This window comes from Arenimonas metalli CF5-1 (genome assembly GCF_000747155.1).
In the GTDB taxonomy this organism is placed as follows: Bacteria; Pseudomonadota; Gammaproteobacteria; order Xanthomonadales; family Xanthomonadaceae; genus Arenimonas; species Arenimonas metalli.
In genome coordinates, this window is sequence record NZ_AVCK01000017.1 from 65,692 (window position 1) to 85,529 (window position 19,838).

Consider the following 19,838-nt stretch of genomic DNA (forward strand, 5'->3'; position numbering starts at 1 on the left):
ATTGTACCGGATGGCGCTTTTCACGCTGGTTTCGGCCCTCGCCGGGCCTGCCGCCCGCCGCACATGAACCCATCACCCCCGGGGGGTACAATGCGCGCCCACCCCGCTTCCGGAACGCCGCCCATGCCCGCCTGGTCCCTCGACCGCGCCCGCCACACCTACTCCATTCCCTACTGGAGCGAGGGCTATTTCGACGTGGACGCCGGCGGCCGCATGCGCGTGCTGCCGCGCGGCACCGGCGGCCCCAGCCTCGACCTGCCCGGCATCGTCGACCAGGCCACCGCGGCCGGCCTGAAGCTGCCGCTGCTGCTGCGCTTCTCCGACATCCTCGGCAACCGCCTGGGCAAGCTGCAGGCCGCCTTCGGCCGCGCGATGCAGGAGCTCGACTACAAGGGCGGCTACACCGCCGTCTACCCGATCAAGGTGAACCAGCACCGCGGCGTCGCCGGCGAGCTGGCGGCCGTCGGCGGCGACGGCTTCGGCCTCGAGGCCGGCTCCAAGCCGGAGCTCATGGCCGTGCTCGGCCTGGCCAAGCCCGGCAGCCTGGTGATCTGCAACGGCTACAAGGACCGCGAGTTCATCCGCCTGGCGCTGATCGGCCGCAAGCTGGGCCTGGAGACCTTCATCGTCATCGAGAAGCCGTCCGAGCTGGCGATGGTGATCGAGGAAGCCAAGGCGCTGGGCGTGAAGCCGGGCCTGGGCGTGCGCATGCGCCTGGCCTCGCTGGGCGCCGGCAAGTGGCAGAACAGCGGCGGCGACAAGGCCAAGTTCGGCCTCTCGCCGCGCCAGGTGCTGGATCTCGTCGAGCGCCTGAAGGCGGCCGACATGCTCGATGCGCTGCAGCTGCTGCACTTCCACATGGGCTCGCAGATCTCGAACGTGCGCGACATCGCCAACGGCATGCGCGAGGCGGTGCGCTACTTCGTCGAGCTGACCAAGATGGGCCTGGGCATCCGCTACATGGATTCCGGCGGCGGCCTGGGCGTGGATTACGAAGGCACGCGCTCGCGCGGCTTCTGCTCGATGAACTACGGCCTCGACCAGTACGCGCACACCCTGCTGCAGCCGCTGGCCGAAGCCTGCGAGGAGCACGGCCTGGCGCCGCCGATGATGGTGACCGAGGCCGGCCGCGCCATGACCGCGCACCACGCGGTGATGGTGGTCAACGTGTCCGAAGTGGAGCAGGCGCCCGAGGGCGCCGTGCCGGCCGAGGGCGCGAACGAGCCCGCGGTGGTGCGCCACCTGCGCGAAACGCACGCGGCGCTCGACCAGCGCCCGGCGCTCGAGCTCTACCACGAGGCCCAGCACCACCTCGCCGAAGGCCAGGCGCTGTATTCGCTGGGCCAGCTCACGCTGGAGCAGCGCGCCATGCTCGACGACCTCTTCTACGCCATCGCCCACGCGGTGCGTTCGCGCCTGACCGCCGAGGAGCGCAGCCACCGCGACACGCTCGACGAGCTCAACACGCGCCTGGTGGACAAGTACTTCGTCAATTTCTCGGTGTTCGAATCGATCCCGGACGTGTGGGCGATCGACCAGGTGTTCCCGATCGTGCCGATCGCGCGCCTCGACGAGGCGCCCGACCGCCGCGGCGTGATCGCCGACCTCACCTGCGACTCCGACGGCCGCATCGACACCTACGTCGAGTCCGAGGCGCTCGACTCCTCGCTGCCGCTGCACTCGCCGCGCGCGGGTGAAAGCTATCGCCTCGGCATCTTCATGGTGGGCGCCTACCAGGAGACGCTGGGCGACATCCACAACCTGTTCGGCGACACCGACACGGCCAACGTGGTGCTGGGCGCCGACGGTGGCTACACCGTCACCCGCCAGCGCAAGGGCGACACCACCGACGTGATGCTCGACTACGTGGGCTACGACCTGGCCGAGCTGCGCGCCACCTACAAGCAGAAGGTGGATGCCGCCGGCCTGCCGCCGGCCGAGGCCGCGAAGCTGCTGGTGGACCTCGAGACCGGCCTCACCGGCTACACCTACCTGCACGAGGAAAACGCCGGGGGCACGGCGTGATCGCCGGCTTCATCGGCCTCGGCGCGATGGGCGCGCCGATGGCGGGCCACCTCGCCGCGCGCGGCTTGCTGGGCGTGGTCGACAACCGCACGCGCAGCAAGGCCGAGGCGCTGGCGGCGCAGCTGGGCGTGCGCGCTGCGGCGTCGCACGCGGATTTCGCCGGCTGCAACGTGGTTGCGCTGTGCGTGTCCATGGACGCCGACGTGTTGCAGCAGGTCGAAGCGCTGGCCGCCGTGCTCAAGCCGGGCGCGGTGGTGGTGGATCATTCGACGGTGTCGGTGGATACCGCGAAGCGCGCGCAGGCCTTGTTGGCAGCACGCGGCATCGGCTTCGTGGACGCGCCGGTGTCCGGCGGCGTCGAGGGCGCGCGCAACGGCAAGCTCTCGGTGATGGCAGGCGGCAACGCGGCCGACCTCGAGATCGCGCGGCCGGCGCTGGAGGCCTACGCCGCGCGCATCACCCACATGGGCGGCACCGGCGCCGGCCAGGCCACCAAGGCCGTGAACCAGGTGCTGGTGGCGGGCATCAACGAAGCCGTATGCGAAGGCCTCGCGCTCGGTGAAAAGCTGGGCCTGGATCCGGAGAAGCTGCTGCCGACGCTGATGGCGGGCGCCGCGGGCAACTGGTTCCTTGAGAAGCGCGGCGCGACCATGCTGGCGGGCCAGTTCACGCCCGGCTTCAAGTGCGGCCACCTGCTCAAGGACCTGCGCATCGTGCAGGGCATGGCCCGCGACGCCGGCATCCGCGCGTCCGTGATCGACCTCGCGCTGGCCGACTACGCCGAGCTCGTGCAGCGCGGCGAAGCCGACGCCGACACCTCCGCCCTGATCCTCCTGAAACGCTGATCAAGAAAAAGGGGTCAGAGTAATTATCCGTTTCAAACGGATAATTACTCTGACCCCTTTTTTTTCAGGGCGTGGTGAGCCAGTCGAGGGCGGCGGCTTCGTCGTAGAAGAGGCGCAGGCCGTGGATGCCCAGGTTGCCGCACTGGATGGCGTAGAACTCGAAGTCGGCGCGGCTGGGGGAGTCGGGCGTGATCAGGATGGCGATGCGCAGGGCGTGGCCGAAGCCGCCGTCCTCGCCGCGGCGCGGCATGTCGAAGATTTCCGCCGCGCCCAGCTGCAGGCGGGTCAGCCGGTGGTCGATCAGGAAGCGCGGGCAGGCGTGGGCATGGCCAGCCTGCATCGCCTCGCGGGTGAGCCGGCGCAGCTGGTCGCGGTCGGCCGGACCGTTGCCGTCGGAGATGACCCGCACCAGGTGCTCGTTCGCCAGGTAGTCGACGGTCCAGTGCATGGCGTGGCGTCCGACCCGGGATGCTTACTGGGCGCGGATCGCGACGGCGTCGATGCCGTGGCTGCCGAGCGCCTGCTTGGCCTGGGCCAGGCTGCCGGCGTTCGGGTAGGGCCCCAGGCGCACGCGGTAGATGGTGCCGCCGGCGATCTCCGCCGACTCCACCCGCGCCACTTCACCGGTCAGCGCGATGCGGGCCTTGAGCGCCTCGGCGTCGGCGGACGAGCGGAAGGCGCCGGCCTGGATCAGGTAGCGCACGGCGTCGGCATTCGCCGGCACCGCGGCGTCCGCCGGGCGGTTGGCCTCGGCCTGGGCCTGGGCGTTGAGCTCGGCGTCTGGGATGACGAATTCCTTGTCGCGCAGCACGTCAAAGAACTCGTACTTGGGCTTGCGCGGCTCGGCCGCCGGCTTCTGCGCCACCGGCTCCTCTTCGGTGGCGGCCGGGGCGCGGGCCTCCGGGTTCGGCGTGGGCAGGGTGCCGTCGGGCAGGTCCCACTGGCCGCGCAGGAACATCACCGCCACCACCAGCGCGCCGACCAGCAGGCCGATCAGCAGCCAGATCCAGCCCGGGATGCCGCCGCCGCCGTTGCGGCGCGCCTGCTTCTTGGGTGCGCGTCGCGCCATCACATGCTCTCCGGCGCGGACACGCCCAGCAGCGCCAGGCCGTTGGCCAGCACCTGCTGGGTGGCCTTGCACAGGCCCAGGCGCGCATTGCGCAGCTCTTCATCGGGCACCAGGATCGGCTGCGCGTTGTAGAAGCCGTGGAAGGCGGCGGCCAGCTCGCGCAGGTAGTTGGCGAGCACCTGCGGCGCGCGGTTCTCGGCGGCCGTTTCCAGCACTTCCGGGTAGCGCATCAGCTCGTCGAGCAGCTCGTCTTCCTGCGGCTGCAGCAGGCGCTGGCGGGCGGCCTCGGCGGCGCTGCGGTTGTAGCCCATGCCCTTCTCGGCCAGCTGGCGGAACACGCTGGCGACGCGGGCGTGCGCGTACTGGATGTAATAGACCGGGTTCTCGTTCGAGCGGCTCTTGGCCAGGTCGAGGTCGAAGTCCAGGTGCTGGTCATTGCCGCGCATCACGTAGAAGAAGCGCGCCGCGTCGGTGCCCACTTCCTCGCGCAGTTCGCGCAGGGTGACGAAGCTGCCGGCGCGGGTGGACATCTGCACGCGCTCGCCGCCGCGGAAGAGGATGGCGAACTGCACCAGCTGGATCTCGATCCGCTTCGGGTCCAGGCCCAGGCCCTGCGCCGCGGCCTTCAGGCGCGCGATGTAGCCGTGGTGGTCGGCGCCGAAGATGTACAGCGAGCGCTCGAAGCCGCGCTCGAACTTGCTCAGCAGGTAGCCGAGGTCCGAGGCGAAGTAGGTGGTGACGCCGTTCTCGCGCACGACCACGCGGTCCTTGTCGTCGCCGAAGGCGGTGGCGCGGAACCAGGTGGCGCCTTGGTCCTCGAACAGATGGCCGTTCGCGCGCAGGGTGTCGATGGCGCGCTTCACGTAGCCGTCGGTGGCCAGCGAGCGCTCCGAGAAGAAGTTGTCGTGCAGCACGCCGAAGCCGGCGAGGTCGTCGCGGATGTCGCCGAGGCACCAGTTCAGGCCGGCCTCGAACACGCTGCGGTAGCCGGCGTCGCCGAGCAGCTGCTTGGCGCGGGCGATCAGGGCATCGACGTGGGTTTCCTTGTCGCCGCCCTGGCCCTCGTCGGCCGGCAGGCCGTCGGTGATCTCGATGGCGCTGCGGCGCAGGGCGTCGCCCGCCTTGGCGCGCAGGCCGCGGGCGATGTCGACGACGTACTCGCCCTTGTAGCCGTTGTCCGGGAAGCGGACGTTGATGCCGCCCAGCTCGTGGTAGCGCAGCCACACCGACACCGCGAGGATGTCCATCTGGCGGCCGGCGTCGTTGACGTAGTACTCGCGCTGGACCTTGTGGCCGACCGCGTCGAGCAGGGCCGCCACCGAGGCGCCGTAGGCCGCGCCGCGGCCGTGGCCGACGTGCAGCGGGCCGTTGGGGTTGGCCGAGACGAACTCGACCGTCACCGACTCACGGCTCCCGGCCGGCTGGCGACCGTAGTCCTTGCCCAGCTCGAACACGCGGCGGATGGTGCCCAGCCGGCATCCACGGGCCAGCGTGAAGTTGATGAAGCCCGGGCCGGCGATGCTGACCTTCTCGACGTGCTGCGAGCTGGGCAGGGTGTTGACCAGCAGCTCGGCCAGCTCGCGCGGCTTCATGCCGGCCGGCTTGGCCAGCAGCAGGGCGATGTTGCTGGCGTAGTCGCCGTGCTCGCGCGACTTGGTCCGCTCGATCACGAAGTCGGGGGTCGCCAGGTCCGGGGACAGGCGGCCATGACGCCGCAGGTCCAGGAGGGACTGCGCCACCAGTTCGCGAATATGGTCTTTCACCGGCTGGAATTCCGCTTGGGGGAACTACCTATTCTAGCCCGGACAGGGCCTTGCGCTGTCATGCCGTCGTCACCCGGGCCGTGGAAAATCGCCCACGTCACGGCTCTCCAACGTGATCCCTTCGTTTATTCGGCCCGGTGCGTGCATCGGGGTCCGGGGCAAGGGCCGGCCCCTGGCCGGCCTTTTTTTTGCCCGGCATCAGGGGGCTTCGTCGGCGCAGAGCGCCGCGAATGCATCGAGCACGGCCTGGCCATTGGCCGGCGGCACGTCCTCGAACCGCGCTAGCAGGCGCTCGGTGACCCGGCGGACGCCCGGGCCGTTGGCCGTTTTCCTGGCCCCGAACACCCGCTCGCCTTCACGCGAACAGAAGCGGTGCAGCTCGAAGAAATAGTGGGTCTGGCCCCGGCTCAGGAAGCCCAGGCAGGTGGCGCCGCTGGCGGCGCGGCCGAGGGCGCGCCCGGCCCGGCGCTCGCGCTCGCGGCACAGGCGCAGGGCGCTGTCGGCCAGGTGGTGGAAGTCCTCGCCGACGTTGGCGGTATCGAGGTCGGCAGCGAGGCGCGCCAGGCGTTCGCCGCGGCGGGCGGCCGGTTCGGCGCTCCACTCGGGGCGGTCGCCGTCCAGCCAGATGGCCAGGCTGCGGGCCAGCGAGCCGCCGGCCGCGGTGGCCAGCTCCTCGCCATCGGGGTGGGGCAGGGGCCGCGGGTCGAAGGTGCTGCCCGCGATCATCAGCTCCAGCGCCAGGTACTGGGCGCGGTCGGCCACCGGGTCGAAGCCGCAGCGGTCGAGGATGCGGAAGGTCTCGGCGATGCTGGACGCCTCGTTGCCGCCGATCGGCCCGGGGGCATCGAAGGGTTCGCGCTGGCGCAGGTCGTGGCAGGCCGCGAACACCAGCAGCGCCAGCGCATCTTCGCGCGGCACGCCTTCCTCGCCGAGCGTGTCGAGCACGCGGCCGAGCCGGCGTTCGGCCAGCTCCATGACGTGGTCTTCGTTGTGGTAATCGTGCGGGTCGTCGCCGAAGGCGCCGTGGCGCAGGCCCAGGCGCGCCAGGCCCAGCAGCGCGGCCTCGAAGTGGCGACGGTCGCCGGCACCGGACGTGATGCGCGCCACCATCGCTTCCAGCCGCGGCACGATGTCGGGGCGGTGCCGGTCCACGAGGCGGCGCGCGGCCTCGGCATCGGGCAGCGCCTGCTCGATCGCATCGGGGCCGTAGAGATTGGAGTAGCCCAGGATCACGCCGGCAACGGCTCCGGTGCGCGGCGGCTGCCGCTCAGCCGAGTATACGCAGCGGCGGGCCGCGACCAGCCAAGGCCGCGTGACGGCCTCAGAGTGCACCGAGCCGGGCCATCGAACAGGGCGCGCCGTCGCCGATGATGAAGTGGTCGAGCACCCGCACCTCCACCAGCGCCAGCGCCTGCTTCAGCCGGGCGGTGACGGCGCGGTCGGCGGCGCTGGGCTCGGGGCTGCCGCTGGGGTGGTTGTGGCCCAGGATCACCGCCGCGGCGTGGTGCGCCAGGCAGCGCTGCACCACTTCGCGCGGGTGCACCTCGGCGCCGTCGAGGGTGCCGCGGAACAGTTCCTCGAAGGCGATCACGCGGTGCCGGGTGTCCAGGAACAGGCAGGCGAAGACCTCGTAGGGCAGGGCCCGCAGGCGCCGGGCCAGGTATTCGCCCGCCCGCCCGGGCTCGGTCAGCGCCTCGCCGCGGGCCAGGCCCTGGGCCAGGTGCCGGGCGGCCAGTTCCAGGGCCCCCGCCAATGCGCTGGCGCGGGCCGGCCCCAGGCCCGGCAGCCGCGCCAGCGCCGGCGGGGGCAAATCGAGCAGGGCGCGCAGGTTGCCGGCGTCGGCCAGCAGGCGACGGCCGAGGGCCACGGCGCTTTGCCCGCGCAGGCCCGATCCGAGGAACACCGCCAGCAGTTCGGCGTCCGAGAGCCGCGCCGCGCCGAGCGCGAGCAGCTTCTCGCGGGGACGTTCACCTTCGGGCCAGTCGTGGATGTGCATGGCGCCAGCCTCGCCCGGCCCGATGCCGGCTGACATCAGGCGACGCGGGCCCATCGGGTAAGCTAGGGGCGATCACACGGGTAGGGAAATCCAAGGTGGCCGGACTCGACGGGCAACGCATCCTGCTGGGCGTCAGCGGCGGCATCGCCGCCTACAAGTCGGCCGAGCTGCTGCGCCGCCTGCAGGACGCGGGCGCCGAGGTGCGCGTGGTGATGACGGCCTCCGCCCTGCACTTCGTCGGCGCCACCACCTTTCAGGCCCTGTCGCGTTTCCCGGTCCGCAGCTCGCTGTGGGACGAGGCCGCCGAGGCCGCGATGAGCCACATCGAACTCGCCCGCTGGGCCACCCGCATCCTGGTTGCCCCGGCCACGGCGAACGTGGTCGCGAAGCTCGCGCAGGGCCGCGCCAACGATCTGCTGAGCACCCTGTGCCTGGCGTCGGAGGCACCCGTGATGCTGGCCCCTGCCATGAACCGCGTGATGTGGGCCCACCCGGCCACCCGCGCCAACGTCGCCACCCTGCAGGCGCGCGGCGTCGAATTCATCGGCCCCGGCGAAGGCGACCAGGCCTGCGGCGAAACCGGCGCCGGCCGCCTGCTCGAACCCCACCAGATCGTGGAGGCCGTGCGGGCCGCCTGCGTCCCGCCGCGCCTCGCCGGCCGCCGCGTGCTGGTCAGCGCCGGGCCCACCTTCGAGGACATCGACCCGGTGCGCTTCATCGGCAACCGCAGCTCCGGGAAGATGGGCTTCGCGGTCGCCGTCGCCGCCCGCGCGATGGGCGCGGAGGTCACCCTGGTCGCCGGTCCCGTCACGCTGCCCACCCCGGCGGGCGTGCGCCGCATCGACGTGCGCCGCGCCGCGCAGATGCGCGACGCCATCCTGTCCGAACTGCCCGGCCACGACGTCTACCTCGGCGCCGCCGCGGTCGCCGACTACGCGCCGGCGGAAACGCTGCCGCAAAAGATCAAGAAATCCGGCGAAACCCTGCGCATCGACCTGGTACGCACCGCCGACATCCTGGCCGAGGTGGCGGCCCACCCGAAGCGGCCGCGGCTGGTGGTCGGCTTCGCCGCCGAAACCCAGGACATGGAGGGCTACGCGCGCGACAAGCTGCTGCGCAAGGGCCTGGACCTGATCGCCGCCAACGACGTCGCCCGCGCCGGCCAGGGTTTCGAATCCGACGACAACGCGCTCAGCGTGTTCTGGCGCGACGGCCGCCACGACATCGCCCACGGCCCCAAGCCGCGGGTGGCGCGCGACCTGCTGGCCCTCGTGGCCGACCACCTGGAGGCCAAGGCATGAGCGCCGAGATCGAATTCATCCGGCTCGACCCGCGCCTGGGCGCGGAATTCCCGCTGCCGGCCTACGCCACCGCGCTGTCGGCCGGCATGGACCTGCGCGCGATGATCGACCAGGCCATCGAGCTGGCGCCGGGCGAGGCCCAGCTGGTGCCGACCGGCCTGGCCATCCACATCGGCGATCCCGGCCTGTGCGCCGTGATCCTTCCGCGCTCGGGCCTGGGGCACAAGCAGGGGCTGGTGATGGGCAACCTGGTGGGCCTGATCGACGCCGACTACCAGGGCCCGCTGATGGTGAGCCTCTGGAATCGCGGGCGGTTTCCCATCACCATCACGCCGGGGGATCGCGTGGCGCAGCTGGTTTTCCTGCCCGTCGCCCGGGCGGTCTTCCGGCAAGTGGATCAATTCGAACGCAGCGAACGCGGGGAAGGTGGCTTCGGCCACACCGGCGTGCGTTGAACGGGCCGGCCAACGCCGGTCCCGTCACCAGGGGGAAGCATGAAATTGCCTGATCTGAAATCGCTCCCGAAGGCCGGCGCCCTGCCGCTGGCCGCGGGCCTGCTGCTGGTCGCCGGCTGGTTCGGCTGGCAGGGCTGGCAGGCGTCGTCGGCCGAGTCCAAGACGCTGGAGATGGACCAGGTCCGCGCCACCAGCGCGACCCAGGTCCGCGGCGCCATCGCCGCCGCGCTGGAGCGGCTCGAGGGCAGCCGGTCGCGGATCGCGCTCGTCACGGCGCTCAAGCGAAATGAAGACCAGGCCGCGCGCGACGTCATCCTCGATGGCTGGAGCGGCGTCGAGGCGCTGGAGTGGCACGCCCCCGGCCTCGATGCCGCGTACGCCGACCCCAAGGCCTTCGGCTTCGGCAAGCTGGGCGTGCTCGAGGAGGCGCTGCAGGACAACGCGGCGCGCGCCGCGATCATCAAGGACGCCGGCGGTCCGCGCCTGGCGCTGGCGGCGCCGGTGCTCGACGAGGGCCGGGTGCTGACCCTGGCCTACGTCCGCCTGCCGCTCGACGTCGTCACCGCGCCGCTGTCCGCGGCTGGCGTCGACGGCGGCTACCTGGCCATCCGCCAGGGTCGCCACACCGTGTTCGAGACCGGCGATGTCGCGCTGGCCGGTGCGGCCGAAGTGGGCGCCATCCGCATCGAAGGCACCGCGCTGCGCGTGGTGGCGGCTGCGCCCGTGGTCGAGCTGGGCCTCGGCGCGTTCGCCTACTACCTGCTGGCGCTGCTGTCGGCGCTGGTGGCCGTCGCGCTGCTGCTGATGCCGCGCCTCAAGGGCCTGCGCCTCGAGCGCAAGCCCGAGGGCGCGGCGGCCGGCACCGGCACGCCGACCCTGGCCGAGCTGCAGCAGAGCGGCCAGCTGGACGCGGAGGCCGAAGCCGCCCGCGCCGCCGCCGCGAAATCCCCCCAGGTCGCCAAGCCGCCGCCGCCGCCCGCGCCGCGCGCCGCGCTCGACCGCAGCATCTTCCGCGCGTATGACATCCGCGGCGTGGTCGGCAAGACCCTCGATGCCGAGACCGCGCGCCTGATCGGCCAGGCGATCGGCACCGAGATGCATCGCCAGGACGCACGCACCGTGGTCGTTGGCCGCGATGGCCGCCTGTCCTCGCCGGAAATGGCCAATGCCCTGATCGACGGCCTGCGCCTGGCGGGCCGCGAGGTCATCGACATCGGCGACGCGCCGACGCCGCTGGTTTACTTCGGCGCCTACCACCTGCGCGCGGGTTCCTGCGTGTCGGTCACCGGCAGCCACAACCCGCCCGACTACAACGGCTTCAAGATCGTCATCGACGGCGAGACGCTCGCGGGCGACGCTATCCAGAAGCTCTACGAGCGCATCGCCGAGAACAACCTGCACGTGGCCGACAGCCAGGGCCTGGTCAGCCGGCGCGACATCACCCAGGACTACATCGACCGCATCGCCGGCGACATCCAGATCGAGCGCAAGCTGCGGGTGGTGGTCGACTGCGGCAGCGGCATCGCCGGCCTGGTGGCGCCGCGCCTGCTCGAGGCGATCGGCGCGGACGTCGAACCGCTGTACTGCGAGGTGGACGGCACCTTCCCGCACCACCACCCCGACCCCAGCGATCCGGCCAACCTGCAGGACCTGGTGCGCGTCGTGCAGCGCGTGGGCGCCGACCTCGGCCTGGCCTTCGACGGCGACGGCGACCGCCTGGGCGTGGTCACCCGCTCCGGCGAGATGATCTACCCGGACCGCCTGCTGATGCTGTTCGCCGCGGACGTGCTCGAGCGCAACCCGGGCGCCTGCATCATCTACGACGTCAAGTGCACCGGCCACCTGCCGATGCACATCCTGCGCCACGGCGGCAGCCCGCTGATGTGGAAGACCGGGCATTCGCTGATCAAGGCCAAGATGCGCGAGACCGAGGCCGAGCTGGCCGGCGAGATGAGCGGCCACTTCTTCTTCCGCGAGCGCTGGTACGGCTTCGACGACGGCCTGTACGCGGCCGCGCGCTTGCTCGAGATCCTCTCCACCCGGGGCGAGACGCCGCAGGAAGTGTTCGACACCCTGCCCAAGGGCGTATCGACGCCGGAGCTCAAGATCCACGTCGAGGAAGGCGAGCAGTACGTCTTCATCGAGAAGTTCGTGGCTGCGGCGAAGTTCGAGGGCGCACGCATCGCCACCATTGACGGCGTGCGCGCCGACTGGCCCGATGGCTGGGGCCTGGTGCGGGCGTCGAACACGACGCCGGTGCTGGTGCTGCGCTTCGACGCCAAGGACACCGAATCGCTCGAGCGCATCAAGCGCGTCTTCCGCGAGCAGCTGCTCGCGGTGCAGCCGGGGCTGGACCTGCCGTTCTGAGGTTCAGCCGGCCGGCGTCGCCGCTTCGGCGGCGTCGTCGGCGGGCGCCGGGGCGTCCGCGGCGCCCTTGAGCTCGCGGAAGCGCTCGACCAGGCGCACCAGCTCGTCGTCCAGCTCCACCAGCTCGCCCTGCTTGAGCACCAGCATCTGCTGCTGGCGCACCATGTCGTCGTGCAGGCTGCGGATGTCGGTGGCCTGCTTGGGAGCCACGGCGCGGCCGGCGAGCTCGGCCTCCGCGGCCTCGGCCAGCAGGCTGGCCAGGCTGGCGCGCTGGCTGGCGACGCCGGCCTCGATGGCCTCCAGCGTCTGCTTCACCAGGTCGATGCGGTTGTTGAACGAGCGCTTGAGTTCGTCTTCGGTCTGGAACGAGGCGATCATCGCCGCCTCGGTCTTGCGCGCCTGCTCGGCTTCCTTTTCGGCGATGGCCTGCAGCCGGTCGGCCTCGGCCTTGGCCGCGCGCTCCTCTTCGGTGAGGGCGCGCTCGACCTGGGCGGTGGTGGAACCGCTGGCCGCGTTGAACTCGGTGCGGGCCTGGTCCACGGCCTCGGGCGGCAGCGCGTCGGAGAACTGCACCTTGCCGTCCTTGTCCACCCAACGGTAGAGCTTCTTCTGGGCCGGGGGCTGCTGGGCATCGGCAAGGCCCGACGCGAGCAGGCTGGACGCCACGGCGAGGCTGAGCAGGGCGCGGATCATGGGCGATCTCCGGTCATTCAGGTTGGCTGCCATAGCGCGCACGATACGCCACCAGCGCGGGCTTGTGCTCGGCGATCTCCGGCCGTTCGTCGGCGTGCGACAGCAGGTCGTCGAGGCCGGCGATGGCGTGCACCGGGATGCCGAACTCGGCGGTCACTTCCTGCGCCGCCGAGCGCTGCCCGGCCTGGCCGCGCTCCTGGCGGTCGAGCGCGATCAGCACGCCGCAGGGCTCGCCGCCGGCTTCGCGGATGATCTGGATCGACTCGCGGATGGCGGTGCCGGCCGTGATCACGTCGTCCACCACCAGCACCCGCCCTCGGACCGGGGCGCCGATCAGGCGGCCGCCCTCGCCGTGGGCCTTGGCTTCCTTGCGGTTGAAGGCGACCGGCAGGTCGCGGCCACGGCGGGCCAGCGCCACCGCCAGCGTGGTGGCCAGCGGGATGCCCTTGTAGGCCGGGCCGAACAACATGTCGAAGTCGAGCCCGGAGGCCTCGAGCGCATCGGCGTAGCACTCGCCCAGCTCCGACAGCGCGGCGCCGGAGTCGAACAGCCCGGCGTTGAAGAAGTAGGGGCTGGTGCGGCCCGACTTGAGGCTGAACTCGCCGAAGCGCAGCACGCTGCGCGCCAGGGCGAGGTCGAGGAAGCGGCTCTGGTGGGGATTCACGCCGGGTCGTCCGTGGGGGAAAACGTGATTGTGCAACAGCCGCGCGCGCCGCGGCAGCGCCTCCCCGGGGAATTCGGCTAACCTTCCCCATCCCCGCCGCGGCCGCTCCCGACTCCGTGAAAATCGTCAGCTTCAACGCCAACGGCCTGCGTTCGGCCGCCAGCAAGGGTTTCTTCGACTGGCTGCCCGGCCTCGATGCCGACCTGGTCTGCATCCAGGAAACCAAGGCCCAGGAGCACCAGCTGCGCGTGCCCGAACTGCTGCCGCCCGGCTACGAGGCCTGGTTCCGCGATGCCACCACGAAGAAGGGCTACAGCGGCGTCGGCATCTACACCCGGCGCGCGCCGGACGAGGTGCTGACCGGGCTGGGCTGGGATGAGTTCGACGAAGAGGGGCGCTACCTCGAGGCGCGCTTCGGCAACCTGAGCGTGGTGTCGCTGTACTTCCCGTCGGGCTCCTCCGGCGACGAGCGCCAGCAGTTCAAGTTCCGCTGCATGGAGTGGTTCACGCCGATCCTGGACCAGTGGCTGGCCAGCGGCCGCGACTACGTCATCTGCGGCGACTGGAACATCGTGCACACGGCCCGGGATATCAGGAACTGGAAGTCCAACCAGAAGAACTCCGGCTGCCTGCCCGAGGAGCGCGCCTGGCTGGACCTGCTGTTCAAGGCGCGCGGCTGGGTCGACAGCTACCGCCACCTGCGCCCCGAGGGCGAGGACTACACCTGGTGGAGCCAGCGCGGCGCGGCGCGCGCCAAGGACGTGGGCTGGCGCATCGACTACCAGGTGGTGTCGCCCTCGCTGCGCGACCGCCTGAAATCCTGCGCGATCTTCCCCGAGCCGAAGTTCAGCGACCACGCGCCCTACCTCGTGGAGTACGCATGAGCACCGGCCTGGGCGCGCGGCTGTCGCAGGGGCTGCGGCCCTACGTGCAGAAGGAGCCGCTGGCGGCGCTGATGCTCGGCATTTCCTCCGGCTTCCCGTACGCGATGATCGGCGCCACGCTGACCACGCGGCTGGCCCAGGACGGCATCGACAAGAAGAGCGTCACCGCGTTCTCGCTCGCCTTCCTGGTCTACAACCTGAAGTTCCTGTGGGCGCCGCTGGTGGACGGCCTGCGGCTGCCGCTGCTGGGCCGCCTCGGGCAGCGCGTGTCGTGGCTGGTGTTCGCCGGCACGGCGGTGATGGCGGCCGTGGCCTGGCTGGCGATGCTCGACCCGAAGGCCGACCTCGCCCTGTTCGCGATGGCCGCGGTGGCGGTCGGCGCCGCCGGCGCGACCTACGACATCGTCATCGACGCCTACCGCATCGAGACGCTCAAGCCCGAGCAGCTGGGCGTGGGTTCGGGCATGTCGCAGTACGGCTGGCGCATCGGATCGGTGGCCGCCGGTTCGCTGGCGCTTTATGTGGCCGCGCGCCACGGCTGGTCGCTGGCCTACCTGCTCTGCGCGGGATTCGCCTTGCCGGCGATGCTGACCGGCCTGGTGGTCGGCGAGCCGGCGCGGCACGTCACCATCGCGGTGCACCGCGGGCTTCGCCAGGCCTGGGAGGCCGTCGCCGGTCCGCTGCTGGAGTTCTTCCGCCGCCGCGGCGCGATGCTGGTGCTGCTGTTCGTGCTGCTGCACAAGGTCGGCGACACCCTGGCCAACCTCACGCTGCGCCTGCTGCTCAACGACCTGGGCTTCAGCAACGACGAGATCGCCACCTACGACGTCGGCTTCGGCTTCATCGCGATGCTGGCGGGCATTTTCCTCGGCGGCATGATGTACGCCGCCATCGGCATGAAGCGCTCGGTGCTGGTGGCGCTGGTCCTGATGGCCGCCTCCAACCTCAGCTTTGCCTGGCTGGCGTCGGTGGGGCATTCGAACGCACTGCTGGCCTTCACCATCGGCTTCGAGAACCTGGCCAGCGGCATCGGCGGCGTGGTGGTCGTGGCCTACCTGTCGGCGCTGTGCAACCTCGCGTTCACCGCCACCCAGTTCGCGCTGCTCAGCGCCGCGGCCAGCGTGGTGGGGCGCATCGTCACCGGCACCACGGCGGGCGCGCTGATCGAATCGCTGGGCTACGTGCAGTTCTACCTGCTCACCACGCTGGTGGCGCTGCCGGGCGTGCTGCTGTACCTGTTCATGCTGCGGGCCGGTTTGATCGAGCAATCCCTGGGCGACGCCGGCTACCGCGGCGCCGACAAGGCCCCGCCCGGCTGAACCTTCGCCGCGCCGGGTATTGCAGTCCCCGTCCGTGGCCGTATGCTGGTCGTCCCCCCGAGGATCGAGGCCATGGCCGACTTCCTGTTGCGCGACATCGATGAGCGGGTAGCCGAGCGCATCAAGGAGATGGCGCGCCAGAAGGGCTGGCCGCTGAACGACGTCATCCTGTTGCTGCTCAAGCAGGCGCTCGGCCTGGTCGATCCGGAGCCGGCGCCGATCCCGGGCGACATCGCGCGCCTCACGGGCGCCTGGAGCGACGACGAGGCGCGGGCCTTCGAGGAGGCCATGTCGGCCATGACCAGCCTGCCGGACGACGCGCCGGCCTACCTGGTCGAAGAAATGCGCCGCAAGAAGGAAGCCGGCGGCTGATCAGGCCGGATGGATTGCGCCGAGCACGCGCGGCCCGCGCGCGCCGGTGACTGCGGGCAGGTTGCCCGGTCGTCCCGCCAGCGTTTCCCGCGCCAGCCAGGCGAAGCCGGCGGCCTCGATGAAATCAGGATCCAGCCCCAGCGCCGCGGTGCTTTCCACCACCACGCCGGGAAGGTGCGCCGCCAGCCGCGCCATCAGCAGCGGGTTGTGCACGCCGCCGCCGCAGACCAGCAGGCGGGCGCCACCGGGCTGCTGCGTGCGCAGCGCTTCAGCCACGGTAACAGCGCTCAGTTCGCACAGCGTGGCCTGGACGTCGGCGGGCGCTTCGTCGCGCAGCCGTGACGCCAGCCACTCGAGCTGGAACTGGTCGCGGCCGGTGCTCTTGGGCGGCGGCTGCGCGAACCACGGTTCGTCCAGCAGGCGGGCCAGCAGCGCCGCATCCACGCGGCCGCTGCGCGCGAACGCGGCGTCGCGGTCGTAGGCCTCGCCGCGATGGCGCAGGCACCAGGCATCCATCAGGCCATTCGCTGGCCCGGTGTCGAAGCCGCGCACCACGCCTTCGCGCGGCAGCACGGTGAGGTTGGCGATGCCGCCGAGGTTCAGCACGGCGCGGTCCTCTTGCGGCGAATGCATCACCGCGGCGTGGAAGGCCGGCATCAGCGGTGCGCCCTGGCCGCCCGCGGCGACATCGCGCCGGCGGAAATCGGCGACGGTGGTCAGGCCGGTGGCTTCCGCGATGACGCTGGCGTCGCCCAGCTGCTGGCTGAAGGGGAAGGCGCCGCGCGGGTCGTGGCGCAGCGTCTGCCCGTGCGAGCCGATCGCGCGGACCGAAGCCGCGGGTACGCCCGCGTCGGCCAGCGCCTGGTTCGCAACGGATGCGAACATCAGGCCCAGGCGCGTATCGAGCCGTGCGATGTCATCCAGCGCCACCTGCGCCTGCGCCTGCGACCAGCGCAACACGTCGGCATGCAGGTCGGCCGGGTAGGGATAGGTGCGGGCGAAGGCGATGCGCGGCGCCGGCTCGAACGCCACCAGCGCGGCATCGATGCCGTCCACGCTGGTGCCCGAGATCAGGCCAAGAAAAAGCCCGCCGGGCGTGCCGGCGGGCGGAGTGTCGTCGTTCGTACGCGGCGTGGCCGCCATCGGCTCAGCGTGCGGCGAGGCGCACGCCCTCCACGCGCTTGAGCTGGGCCAGGGCGGGCGCGGTGGCGGCGCGGAAGGCCACCATCTCGCTGCCGGCCAGCGGCTCGGGCTTGGGCATGGTCACCGTCAGCGGGTCGCGGTGTGCGCCGTTGATGCGGAATTCGTAGTGCAGGTGCGGACCGCTGGCCAGGCCGGTGGCGCCGACGTAGCCGATGGTGGTGCCCTGCTGCACGCGCGAGCCGACCTTGTAACGACCCAGGCGCGACATGTGCGCGTACAGGGTCGTGTGGCCCTTGCCGTGGTCGATGATGATGGTGCGGCCGTAGCCGTTCTGCCAGCCGGCGAAGCTCACCCGGCCATCGCCCGCGGCCATGATCGGCGTGCCGGTGGCGGCGGCGTAGTCCACGCCCTTGTGCGCGCGCACGGTGCCGAGCACCGGGTGCTTGCGGCGCGGGTTGAAGCGCGAGCTGATGCGCGCGAACTCGATCGGCATGCGCATGAAGCTCTTCTTCAGCGGGCGGCCGGTGAGGTCGAAGTATTCCTGCTTGCCGTTGCGCTCGAAGCGCACCGCGGTGAACTCCTTGCCGCGGTTGAGGAAGCTGGCCGCGACGATGCCGCCGCTGCGCAGGCGCTCGCCGTCGCGCCAGATCTCTTCGTACACGACCTGGAAACGGTCGCCGTCGCGCAGGTCCTGGGTGAAGTCGATGTCGTACGAGAACACGTTCGCCATCTGGTTGATGGCGGCGTTGCTCAGGCCGGCCTGGGCGCCCGCGGCGTACAGCGAGCTGGTGATCTCGCCGCTGGCGACCATCGTGCGGCGCTCGAGCGGGCGCTCGATCACGTTCTCGGTGACTTCGCCGCCGGCGATGGCCAGCTCGACCCGCGCGGCTTCATCGCGCTCGAACGCGAGGCCGCGCAGGGCGCCGTCCTCGGTGAGGTCGAAGGCGAGCTGGGCGCCGGCGCGCAGGCGGGTGAGGTTCTTCGCGCTGGGCGATTCCAGCACCAGGTACATCACCGAGGCGGGCACGCCCATCTGCTGGAAGATCTCGCCCAGCGTCTGGCCGTTCTGGACGGTGACGGTCTGCCAGGCCGGGCCGCGCGCGGCGGCGCTGGTGGCGGCCTTGCCCTCGAGCGGCGGCAGGGGCAGGCTCAGCGTGGTGAGGTTTTCCTGTGCGGCCGGTTCGCGCATGGCGCTGGCGAAACCGGGGATGATGGTCAGCACCAGGGTGCCGAGGGAGGCGCAGAGGCCGGCCAACACCCAGTGTTCGCGCGACCAGCGGCCGAGGGGGGAAGGGTTGTGCTGCAAAGGGGGGTTCCCCGCTCGAAACAGGAGTCGGGCTACGATAACCAGCGCGAAATACCGGCGTCAAACCCTTGTAGCGTCTGGATTTTTTGGGCTCCACGCTTTAACTTTCTATTAACTTCCGATTAACGCGGCCGGCCTCGGCCTCCGCCCTGAATACAAGCATCCCTCCATTCATGTCCGACCTGCAGCACGCCCTAGACCTGATCGCCCGTGGCGCCGACGAGATCCTGAAGCCCGAGGAGCTGGCGGCGCGGCTCAAGCTGGGCCGCCCGCTGCGGGTGAAGGCCGGCTTCGACCCGACGGCGCCCGACCTGCACATCGGCCACACCGTCCTGCTCAACAAGATGCGGCAGTTCCAGGACCTGGGGCATCAGGTCATCTTCCTGATCGGCGACTTCACCGGGATGATCGGCGACCCGACCGGCAAGAACGCCACCCGCAAGCCGCTGACCCGCGAGGACGTGCTGGCCAACGCCCAGACCTATGCCGACCAGGTGTTCAAGGTGCTGGACAAGGACCGCACCGAGGTCCGGTTCAATTCCGAGTGGTTCGGGCAGATGTCGGCGGCCGACATGATCCGCCTGGCGGCGCAGCACACGGTGGCGCGCATGCTCGAGCGCGACGACTTCGCCAAGCGCTACGCGGCCCAGCAGTCGATCGCCATCCATGAGTTCCTGTATCCGCTGGTGCAGGGCTATGACTCGGTGGCGCTCAAGGCCGACGTGGAGCTGGGCGGCACCGACCAGAAGTTCAACCTGCTGATGGGCCGCGGCCTGCAGGAAAGCCACGGGCAGCCCCCGCAAATCGTGTTGACCATGCCGCTGCTCGAGGGCCTGGATGGCGTCAACAAGATGTCCAAGTCGCTGGGCAACTACATCGGCATCAACGAGCCGGCGATCGATATCGTCACCAAGGCGATGAAGGTCGGCGACGAGCTCATGTGGCGCTGGTACGAGCTGCTGAGCTTCGAAACCTCGCTGGCCGAACTGGCGCGCATGAAGCAGGACGTGGCCGGCGGCGCGCTCAATCCGCGCGATGCCAAGCTGCGGCTGGCGCGTGAGCTGGCAGCGCGCTTCCACGGCGCGCAGGCGGCGGATACCGCGGTGGCCGGCTGGCACGCGGTGGTGCGCGGCGAAGGCGACACCTCGCTGTTGCCGCAGGCGCAGATCGCCGTGCCGGCCGAAGGCCTGCGCATCGCGGCGCTGCTGGTGGCGGCCGGCCTGGCGGCCAGCAATTCCGAGGCCTCCCGCAAGCTCAAGGAGCGGGCCGTGAAGATCGATGCCGAGGTGTTCGAGGATCCGCAGCGGGTCTTCGGCGTCGGTTTCGAGGCCGTCCTGCAGGTCGGCAAGCGCAATTTCGCCCGGGTGAAGCTGGTCGCCGCCTGACGGAACCCCGGTTTCGCCCGGCGTTTTCGCCAATTCGCGCAGACCCCCTTCCCAAGTCGCGCGCCTTCCCCTATTCTTCGCGGCCCTTCACCGCCCGGCCTTGGTCGGTCGGCGAAGGGGGAGCAAAAAAGGACGGTTTAGGGTGTTGACGTCCTCGGAACTTGCTCTATAATGTGCGGCTCCCTCGGGCGAAACGCTCGGGACGCGGAAGGCGAAAGGCCTTCTGCAGAGATGAAGATCTTTGACAGTGT

General features: G+C 70.9%; 18 protein-coding genes. 9 read left to right on the forward strand and 9 right to left on the reverse strand.

Annotated features, from left to right (window positions below):
• The first annotated feature begins 123 nt into the window (after positions 1 to 123).
• Positions 124 to 2,025: an arginine decarboxylase gene (speA, locus tag N787_RS07315; RefSeq protein WP_034212171.1), complete on the forward strand. Its 1,902-nt coding sequence runs from the start codon at positions 124 to 126 to the stop codon at positions 2,023 to 2,025.
• Entirely contained in the window at positions 2,022 to 2,870 is an 849-nt protein-coding gene (locus tag N787_RS07320; protein ID WP_084590693.1) for an NAD(P)-dependent oxidoreductase, read from the forward strand. The genes speA and N787_RS07320 overlap by 4 nt, the downstream gene beginning before the upstream one ends.
• A gap of 64 nt (positions 2,871 to 2,934) precedes the next feature.
• Here the strand turns inward: N787_RS07320 and N787_RS07325 are convergent, their stop codons facing one another.
• From N787_RS07325 to radC, 5 genes are all read right to left on the reverse strand, one after another.
• A complete protein-coding gene (locus N787_RS07325; protein WP_034212172.1) occupies positions 2,935 to 3,318 on the reverse strand; it encodes a hypothetical protein in 384 nt (127 codons plus the stop codon).
• A 24-nt stretch (positions 3,319 to 3,342) separates the two neighbouring features.
• Complete coding sequence (locus tag N787_RS07330) at positions 3,343 to 3,939, reverse strand: SPOR domain-containing protein (protein WP_034212173.1); 597 nt, start codon at positions 3,937 to 3,939, stop codon at positions 3,343 to 3,345.
• Positions 3,939 to 5,702, reverse strand: coding sequence for an arginine--tRNA ligase (gene argS, locus N787_RS07335; protein WP_034212174.1), 1,764 nt, complete (start codon positions 5,700 to 5,702; stop codon positions 3,939 to 3,941). Before argS ends, N787_RS07330 begins: the two co-directional genes overlap by 1 nt.
• A gap of 198 nt (positions 5,703 to 5,900) precedes the next feature.
• The gene (locus N787_RS07340) at positions 5,901 to 6,935 is read right to left on the reverse strand and encodes a hypothetical protein (RefSeq protein WP_034212176.1); all 1,035 of its coding nucleotides are present in this window, start codon (positions 6,933 to 6,935) and stop codon (positions 5,901 to 5,903) included.
• A gap of 88 nt (positions 6,936 to 7,023) precedes the next feature.
• On the reverse strand, positions 7,024 to 7,698 hold the full coding sequence (gene radC, locus N787_RS07345) for a RadC family protein (protein WP_034212219.1): 675 nt from the start codon (positions 7,696 to 7,698) through the stop codon (positions 7,024 to 7,026).
• 95 nt (positions 7,699 to 7,793) lie between these two features.
• On the opposite strand from radC, the gene coaBC reads away from it, so the two are divergent.
• The 3 genes from coaBC to N787_RS07360 are packed head-to-tail and all read left to right on the forward strand — an operon-like array spanning position 7,794 to position 11,821.
• Positions 7,794 to 8,999, forward strand: coding sequence for a bifunctional phosphopantothenoylcysteine decarboxylase/phosphopantothenate--cysteine ligase CoaBC (gene coaBC / locus N787_RS07350; protein ID WP_034212178.1), 1,206 nt, complete (start codon positions 7,794 to 7,796; stop codon positions 8,997 to 8,999).
• Positions 8,996 to 9,454 (forward strand): dUTP diphosphatase, encoded by a 459-nt coding sequence (dut, locus tag N787_RS07355; RefSeq protein WP_034212180.1) that lies wholly within the window; start codon positions 8,996 to 8,998, stop codon positions 9,452 to 9,454. Before coaBC ends, dut begins: the two co-directional genes overlap by 4 nt.
• Positions 9,455 to 9,493: 39 nt before the next feature.
• Positions 9,494 to 11,821 carry a phosphomannomutase/phosphoglucomutase gene (locus tag N787_RS07360; protein ID WP_052575250.1) on the forward strand — a complete coding sequence of 776 codons (2,328 nt, stop codon included), beginning with the start codon at positions 9,494 to 9,496 and terminating at the stop codon, positions 11,819 to 11,821.
• 3 nt (positions 11,822 to 11,824) lie between these two features.
• On the opposite strand, the gene N787_RS07365 is transcribed toward N787_RS07360, so the two are convergent.
• Together N787_RS07365 and pyrE are read right to left on the reverse strand one after the other, a co-directional pair.
• A complete protein-coding gene (locus tag N787_RS07365; RefSeq protein ID WP_034212182.1) occupies positions 11,825 to 12,514 on the reverse strand; it encodes a DUF4124 domain-containing protein in 690 nt (229 codons plus the stop codon).
• Positions 12,515 to 12,527: 13 nt separating this feature from the next.
• Complete coding sequence (pyrE, locus tag N787_RS07370; protein WP_034212183.1) at positions 12,528 to 13,178, reverse strand: orotate phosphoribosyltransferase; 651 nt, start codon at positions 13,176 to 13,178, stop codon at positions 12,528 to 12,530.
• 116 nt (positions 13,179 to 13,294) lie between these two features.
• On the opposite strand from pyrE, the gene N787_RS07375 reads away from it, so the two are divergent.
• The 3 genes from N787_RS07375 to N787_RS07385 all read left to right on the forward strand — a co-directional run bounded on the left by N787_RS07375 (position 13,295) and on the right by N787_RS07385 (position 15,753).
• Positions 13,295 to 14,062 (forward strand): exodeoxyribonuclease III, encoded by a 768-nt coding sequence (locus tag N787_RS07375; protein WP_034212185.1) that lies wholly within the window; start codon positions 13,295 to 13,297, stop codon positions 14,060 to 14,062.
• A complete protein-coding gene (locus N787_RS07380; RefSeq protein ID WP_052575251.1) occupies positions 14,059 to 15,381 on the forward strand; it encodes an AmpG family muropeptide MFS transporter in 1,323 nt (440 codons plus the stop codon). Before N787_RS07375 ends, N787_RS07380 begins: the two co-directional genes overlap by 4 nt.
• A 72-nt stretch (positions 15,382 to 15,453) precedes the next feature.
• Complete coding sequence (locus tag N787_RS07385) at positions 15,454 to 15,753, forward strand: hypothetical protein (RefSeq protein WP_052575252.1); 300 nt, start codon at positions 15,454 to 15,456, stop codon at positions 15,751 to 15,753.
• On the opposite strand, the gene N787_RS07390 is transcribed toward N787_RS07385, so the two are convergent.
• Positions 15,754 to 16,896, reverse strand: a complete 1,143-nt coding sequence (locus tag N787_RS07390; protein WP_052575253.1) for an anhydro-N-acetylmuramic acid kinase — start codon at positions 16,894 to 16,896, stop codon at positions 15,754 to 15,756.
• A 4-nt stretch (positions 16,897 to 16,900) separates the two neighbouring features.
• Positions 16,901 to 18,202, reverse strand: coding sequence for a peptidoglycan DD-metalloendopeptidase family protein (locus N787_RS07395; protein ID WP_052575254.1), 1,302 nt, complete (start codon positions 18,200 to 18,202; stop codon positions 16,901 to 16,903).
• A gap of 173 nt (positions 18,203 to 18,375) precedes the next feature.
• Between N787_RS07395 and tyrS the strand changes: the two genes are divergently transcribed.
• The gene (tyrS, locus tag N787_RS07400; protein ID WP_034212186.1) at positions 18,376 to 19,587 is read left to right on the forward strand and encodes a tyrosine--tRNA ligase; all 1,212 of its coding nucleotides are present in this window, start codon (positions 18,376 to 18,378) and stop codon (positions 19,585 to 19,587) included.
• Positions 19,588 to 19,838: the final 251 nt, after the last annotated feature.